This is a genomic window from Microvirga tunisiensis (assembly GCF_009296175.1).
In the GTDB taxonomy this organism is placed as follows: Bacteria; Pseudomonadota; Alphaproteobacteria; order Rhizobiales; family Beijerinckiaceae; genus Microvirga; species Microvirga tunisiensis.
The window spans coordinates 1-5,540 of record NZ_VOSK01000365.1 but is presented as its reverse complement, the minus strand read 5'-3'; the positions used below and the strand labels follow the sequence as shown (position 1 = coordinate 5,540).

Genomic DNA, 5,540 nt, shown 5'->3' with positions numbered 1-5,540 from the left:
CTCCCCGCGCCGCCAATGCCTTGATAGTCATGCGAGCCTCCTGATCGAGCCGGCTCATGCGCTCCTCCGTGTCGTCCCGTGACACGGTAGGTCGACTTCAACCGGAGGCGACATCTCGTAAATCTGGCCGTCGCCTTACTCACACATTCGCGCGTCGCGCTACACTTGGTGTCCGCAATGGATTTCACCACGACCGCAGCAGACGCGATCTGTCCCCCATTGACCTCGGCCTTCCGCTTGCGCCCAGCCCGCCGGGGCGCCTCCTGCACCTCCAGCTCTGGTACAGACGCTGGTTCAACATCGACGGCTTGCGCCGACTCGGGGCCGGCCTCAGCCTTCATCACAGCCGGCTGATCAGCGACAGGATGCGTGAGATGCGAGATCGCCTGGATGGCACCAACAACCTGACGAAGGCCGCCTGAGAGACCCTCCGTCGACTCGAGGAGGGCAGGGGCCAAACGTGCGATGGCTTCAATCTGCTGATCACCAAGAGCTACCAGCTTGCTCACCTGATCCGCCATGAGCTCCACAGCTGACCGCAAGCCTTTCAGGTCCGCCGCCATTCCAGCCAGAGCCTGCTCAATCTCTAGAGAAAGAGCTGGCGTAGCGTGTGTTGGCTGCGGCGCCTTCGGTGTGGGGGACTGAGGCGGTTTGGCTTCCTTCGGGCGGAAGACCTCGGCGGCCAGAGCGTCCGGCTTGCCCAGGTGCCGGGCCAGAATGTCGGCTGTGTCCTGGTGCCGCTTGTCCGAAGCTCTGGTCTCAGGACGCGGGGCAGCCGGTTTGGTCTCCTGAGCGTACCGTGGTCTTCCTAAGCAGGCTGAGCAGACATCAAAAGATGGGGCACGGCCAAGCAGCCAACCGCGCTCATTGAAGTAGCCTTTGACGGTGTCGTTGCTGGTCGGCTTGGAGGCCTCGTAAGTGTCTACACTAGCACATTCCGAGCACCGGATCGTGAAGCGGTACTTGGAGGGTGCGCCACCGCTACGGGTAATCTGCGGCTCGAACTGACGTGCGATGCCGGGCATCGAGCTAATCCTGATCGTTGAAAAAGGTTTTCAGGCCGAGGACGATGCAGTGTCCTGATCTCTCGGCTCGGAAAAGAGGTGTAAGGATGGGCAGGGGATTAACATCGGTCTCGCCAAATTCCAACCCGTCGGTGTGGATATGCTTCATCTGTCGGAAGGCAAACAGGACGGGCGCACTTTCAAGCGCGCCTGAAGCCGCTATCATCACGGGATGGGCTCTCCTATATCCAGGCGTCAGCAGATACGGGTGTCAGTGGAGGCTGAGATGACCGAGACATTCCAAGGGAGGTCCATCGCCGGCCGAGGCGACGCCGAGAGTATTGCCATTCAAGTGTTGAACTTCATTGTCTCAGACGTCGATCGGATCATCCAGTTTCTGAACGTCACTGGCCTCCAGCCAGAGACGATCCGCGCGTCAGCAACATCATCGCATTTCCTGTTGGGCGTGCTCGAGTATGTCGCGAAAGACGATGAACTCCTGAAGGCAATCGATGAGGAGCTCAAAATCCGGCCAGCTGCGATCCTGGCGGCCATCGTGCATCTGTCGCCGGAGCCCGAGATGAAGCCACTAACTGGGGATAAGAAGGTCGACGCAGCCCCTCAGCTGCCGAGGCGCAACCTGTTCCGCTGAAGGGAAAGGTCTCCCCACCCGCCGTTGCCAGGTTGATGAGAAGGCCTTCCGTTCCGGAAAGCCAGGATTGGAGTGCTGGCTTCCGCTCAGAGTAATGCTCCGACCCGACGACAGTTTCGGCGTACATCAAGAAAAAGCCTCGGCTCGCGACCGCGGCTCCCCGTCATAGAAACGCTTGAAGGTTAGGATGTAGGCGGAGAGGCTCGGCGATTGCAGCTGCATCACTGACAGTCACTGCTTGATGCAAAAAGTCTTAATGAGTTGGAACTGCGAACTCATCTTAGCCAAGTCATTGGAACAAGCTGCTGATCACTCGGATTGGCCGGCAGACGTACTGATCGGCTCGTGAGCCAACACCTGTTCAAGCTGCGTCACCAGCGCATCACGTTTCTCTGCACTCAGCTTGTCCAGGTTATGCTGGCGCCATTTGACGGCAGGGAGTTCCTTGACTGCATCAACGCCGAGCAGCTCCCATTCGGGTTCGCCTCGCTCGAACGAGAGGAGAAAGCGGCGGTGAGCATCAGGCATGCCGCCGACGACAGTTTCAATCATCGTTTCTCTCACTCGGACCAGATCCTCGATGGTTACAGGCGCCACTGTCATGCCATCGAACCCATGGGTAAATTCGTGAGAGATGTCCTTACGTGGCGGCGCCAGAACCTCTGCCATTGGTCGGTCATGGCTCAGCAGATAGACAATGAAGGCGGTCCGCAGTTCCTCCGTGATGCCTTCGTTCGCCAGCAGATCGCGAACATCGAACAGGTCGCGCGGGTGCTGGCGGTCGAATGCGGCCACCAGTTTGCCGGCATAAAGATCGGCGAACGACACAACCTGTATTTCGACGAACCCGAAGGCGTCCTCGACATTTGGCGAGACTCCCCTCATCTCAGGCTCGTAGACACAGCCCCGCAGGACGGGCGTCACCTCGACCTTGATCTGTGCTCCGGCCGCCTGCGCCGTCAGCTTGGTCACGATGCCTTCACGGGCATTGACCACTTCGTTGACGTGGACACCCTGCAGGTTTTGTCTGATGCGACCGGCGATCCGCTTCATGGCGGCATTGATTGCCGCCAGGGATTCCGGCCTTCCCGCCACCGGCAAATAGGTCAGATCGATATCGACAGACAGCCGCGGCAGGTTACGAACGAAGAGATTGATTGCGGTCCCGCCCTTCAGGGCAAAACAGCCTTCCTCCGCCACGAAGGGAATGATCGAGACCAGCAGGGCGACCTGACGGTGATACTGTTCAGCTGGGGGCATAAAGATCATCCGGTACGGTTATTTGATAAACGGGATCGAGCCTGCCGCCCTTGACGAGCATGCGCTTGCCGGTTCCGAGATCGACCTTCGCGCGATCAAGCCGCTTCAGCCAGGCATGCTGATGGCGCTCCGCAAAGAAGAAGAACAACCGTTTCACCTTGATGCTGCGGCAGTCGGCAAGCAGCTTTTCAAGGCGCCGGGGGCTCAAGGTGCGCAGCCCCTCCACCAGCATGTCGACCTGATGGAAGCTCTCATGATTGGGCAACTCGTCCAGGAGCTCGAACAGGGCCCGCTCGGGCGTCGATACCGTTAAGGGCCAGTTCCATTGCCCCCAAGGGAGCCGGGTCAGGGTGCCATGCAGGCTGTCATTGTTGGAGCCGACATTGGTTTCGACATCCCAGTCCAAGCTGGTGAGCCCTGTCGTCACCGGGTCGGACTTAAACAGAGTCTGTGACTTGTGGAACCGGAAGGTCTCTTTCAGGGGAAGCTTGTTCAGCCATCCAGGCGGCAGTTCGCGCCCGTACAAGTGAATTGTCTGCGGACCCTGGGTGGAAACATAGTGGCTGAACCCCTGCAGATCGAGTGCGGTGCGGCCGCCGACGATGAGTGGCTGTTGCAAAAGGACCTGAAGCGAGATGACAACCTGCTGCCAGGAAAGGGTGCCCCAAGGCCGCTTATAGGTTCCGCGAGCAGGCTGCTCGAGCCAGCCGGCCGAAACATATTGGCTGCGAAGGCTGCTGGAATAGCCCTGGCGTTCCATCCAGGCGGCGTCGACCAGCAGCCCCTCAGGCAAGGTTTTGTCCAGCCGGTTTAATTTTCCTTGATTCTGCTCAGCCATGCTTAGCAAAATAGCATGAATTCAAACCAGCCTGCAAGTTTGCATTTGTGCCGGTTCCTTAAGCCAGGCTAAGGTAATTGGCCGGTTTTTAAACCAGGATGATCATTGCCAAGCCTTGGGAGAGGAGAGGCGTTATTGAACCAGTCTGGAAACGACCATTGTCACGCCTCGAAGGGAGTTGTTCTTAACAATATAGCATATTCCAAAAGATAGTTTTTGACAAGAAGTCTGTCCCTCGCACGATGCTATGATTTGTCCGCGCCGAGGGGACAATCTGCTGCTTGGCGGCGTATCGGTTGAGGCCGGCGATGAGGTGATCGGGGCCGTGAGCGTCGGCGGCGCTCCAGGCGGACACCTCGACGAAGAGTGTGCGAACGCCAGCCTCGCTGAGGTACAGGCGAAACTGAAGTAACCGCCAGTGCGCCGCATGGAGACGAAGCATGGCCAACCCCCTTGCGCTGATTGGATTGTTCGGGATCCTGGCCCTGTCCGGAGGCGCAGCCTCCGCGCAGACGCCGCCCACACGGGCCGAGCTCGCGGCCTACCGCGGCCTGCACGCGGCTGCGGCCCAGGGCTCTGCGGATGACATCCAGCGCCTGGCCGAAATGGGCGCGGACCCCAACACCCGCGACAGCAACGGCCGCACGCCGCTGCATGTGGCTGCCTTCCAGGGGCATGGGTCATCGGCCCAGGCGTTGATCACGGCTGGGGCAGATTCTGCCCTTCTCGACAATCAGCGTTATGACGCCGTGACCATCGTTGCGGTGAGGGATGACCTGCCGACGCTGAAGGCGCTGCTCGCCGTCGGCGCCAGCGCGAAGCTGATCACCAGCATCTATGATGGCACGGCGCTGATCGCCGCCGCTCATCTCGGCCACGACGGTGTTGTCCGCGAGCTCGCCCGAGCCGGCGCACCGCTCGATCATATCAACAATCTCGGTTGGACCGCCTTGATTGAGGCGGTGATCCTGGGCGACGGCGGCCCCCGCCACACGGAAACCGTGCGTGCCCTCGTCGAGGCCGGCGCCAATCCTGGGATCCCGGACCCGAACGGCGTGACATCCCTCCAGCATGCCAAGTCGCGCAACTATCGCACCATCACATCGATCCTGCGCCAGGTGCAGCGGCGCTAGAGTTCGGGAACCTTTCGAAAGCAGTTCCGTCCACCGGAACGCGTGAACGGGACACATGTCCCGCGCGTCAATGGAGAATCCCATGAGGACCGCTTTTGCCACACTCGCATTGATGACCGCCGGTGGTGCGGGGACTGGCTCCACAAGGGCAATAGAAATCAGAAAACCTGCAATCTGCTGATAGAACGCGGGGCAGAGAATGTGGGATGCAATCCTAGCCCTGAGACTTAGCTTGCCAACTTGACAAGCTGCGGCTCCCGCAGCATGTAGCCGCGGCCCCAGACCGTCTCGATGTAGTTCCTGCCGCCTGAGGCCTCCGCGAGCTTCTTGCGCAGCTTGCAGATGAACACGTCGATGATCTTGATCTCCGGTTCATCCATCCCGCTATACAGATGATTGAGGAGCATCTCTTTGGTCAGCGTGTTCCCCTGTCGTTGAGCCAGAAACGCCAGGATCTTGTACTCCGTGCCAGTCAGGTTCACCGGGCGTCCTGCGATCTCAGCCTGTTGAGCCCGAGGTTTGACTGGACGGATTCAAACGGTCGTCGCAACACCCTGAAGGAGGAGGTTGCGATGAGCATTCGAAAGCGCCGGTCGGATCGGTCTGGACGAGCGCCGTTGCCGTCACCGGGTCGGCCCCCTGTGGCGGGACGT

Annotated in this window: 7 protein-coding genes and 1 pseudogene; 3 read left to right on the top strand and 5 right to left on the bottom strand. The window is 59.9% G+C overall.

Annotation, left to right across the window (positions count from 1 at the left end; translation table 11 throughout):
- Positions 1-1,025: hypothetical protein (locus FS320_RS36725; RefSeq protein WP_152717261.1), on the bottom strand; the 1,025-nt coding region annotated here is incomplete at its 3' end.
- 4 nt (positions 1,026-1,029) lie between these two features.
- Positions 1,030-1,233, bottom strand: coding sequence for a hypothetical protein (locus FS320_RS36720; protein WP_152717260.1), 204 nt, complete (start codon positions 1,231-1,233; stop codon positions 1,030-1,032).
- Positions 1,234-1,290: 57 nt separating this feature from the next.
- On the opposite strand from FS320_RS36720, the gene FS320_RS36715 reads away from it, so the two are divergent.
- Positions 1,291-1,656 carry a DUF3572 domain-containing protein gene (locus FS320_RS36715; protein ID WP_162003477.1) on the top strand — a complete coding sequence of 122 codons (366 nt, stop codon included), beginning with the start codon at positions 1,291-1,293 and terminating at the stop codon, positions 1,654-1,656.
- 309 nt (positions 1,657-1,965) lie between these two features.
- Here the strand turns inward: FS320_RS36715 and FS320_RS36710 are convergent, their stop codons facing one another.
- Together FS320_RS36710 and FS320_RS36705 are read right to left on the bottom strand one after the other, a co-directional pair.
- Positions 1,966-2,916, bottom strand: a complete 951-nt coding sequence (locus FS320_RS36710; protein WP_152717258.1) for a nucleotidyl transferase AbiEii/AbiGii toxin family protein — start codon at positions 2,914-2,916, stop codon at positions 1,966-1,968.
- Positions 2,903-3,754, bottom strand: coding sequence for a type IV toxin-antitoxin system AbiEi family antitoxin domain-containing protein (locus FS320_RS36705; protein ID WP_152717257.1), 852 nt, complete (start codon positions 3,752-3,754; stop codon positions 2,903-2,905). The genes FS320_RS36710 and FS320_RS36705 overlap by 14 nt, the downstream gene beginning before the upstream one ends.
- Positions 3,755-4,001: 247 nt before the next feature.
- On the opposite strand from FS320_RS36705, the gene FS320_RS36700 reads away from it, so the two are divergent.
- Together FS320_RS36700 and FS320_RS36695 are read left to right on the top strand one after the other, a co-directional pair.
- Complete coding sequence (locus tag FS320_RS36700) at positions 4,002-4,166, top strand: heme-binding protein (RefSeq protein ID WP_244627621.1); 165 nt, start codon at positions 4,002-4,004, stop codon at positions 4,164-4,166.
- Positions 4,167-4,194: 28 nt separating this feature from the next.
- On the top strand, positions 4,195-4,887 hold the full coding sequence (locus tag FS320_RS36695; RefSeq protein ID WP_152717256.1) for an ankyrin repeat domain-containing protein: 693 nt from the start codon (positions 4,195-4,197) through the stop codon (positions 4,885-4,887).
- A gap of 227 nt (positions 4,888-5,114) precedes the next feature.
- Here FS320_RS36695 and FS320_RS36690 read toward each other — a convergent pair.
- Positions 5,115-5,372 (bottom strand): annotated as a pseudogene (locus tag FS320_RS36690) (winged helix-turn-helix domain-containing protein); the annotation flags it as partial.
- Positions 5,373-5,540 lie beyond the last annotated feature (168 nt).

What these genes read in the sequence shown, in the direction of transcription:
- FS320_RS36695 (WP_152717256.1), top strand. Translation starts at nt 4,195, where the DNA reads ATGGCCAACCCCCTTGCGCTGATTGGATTGTTCGGGATCCTGGCCCTG.
- FS320_RS36710 (WP_152717258.1), bottom strand. Translation starts at nt 2,916, where the DNA reads ATGCCCCCAGCTGAACAGTATCACCGTCAGGTCGCCCTGCTGGTCTCG.
- FS320_RS36715 (WP_162003477.1), top strand. Translation starts at nt 1,291, where the DNA reads ATGACCGAGACATTCCAAGGGAGGTCCATCGCCGGCCGAGGCGACGCC.
- FS320_RS36705 (WP_152717257.1), bottom strand. Translation starts at nt 3,754, where the DNA reads ATGGCTGAGCAGAATCAAGGAAAATTAAACCGGCTGGACAAAACCTTG.
- FS320_RS36700 (WP_244627621.1), top strand. Translation starts at nt 4,002, where the DNA reads ATGATTTGTCCGCGCCGAGGGGACAATCTGCTGCTTGGCGGCGTATCG.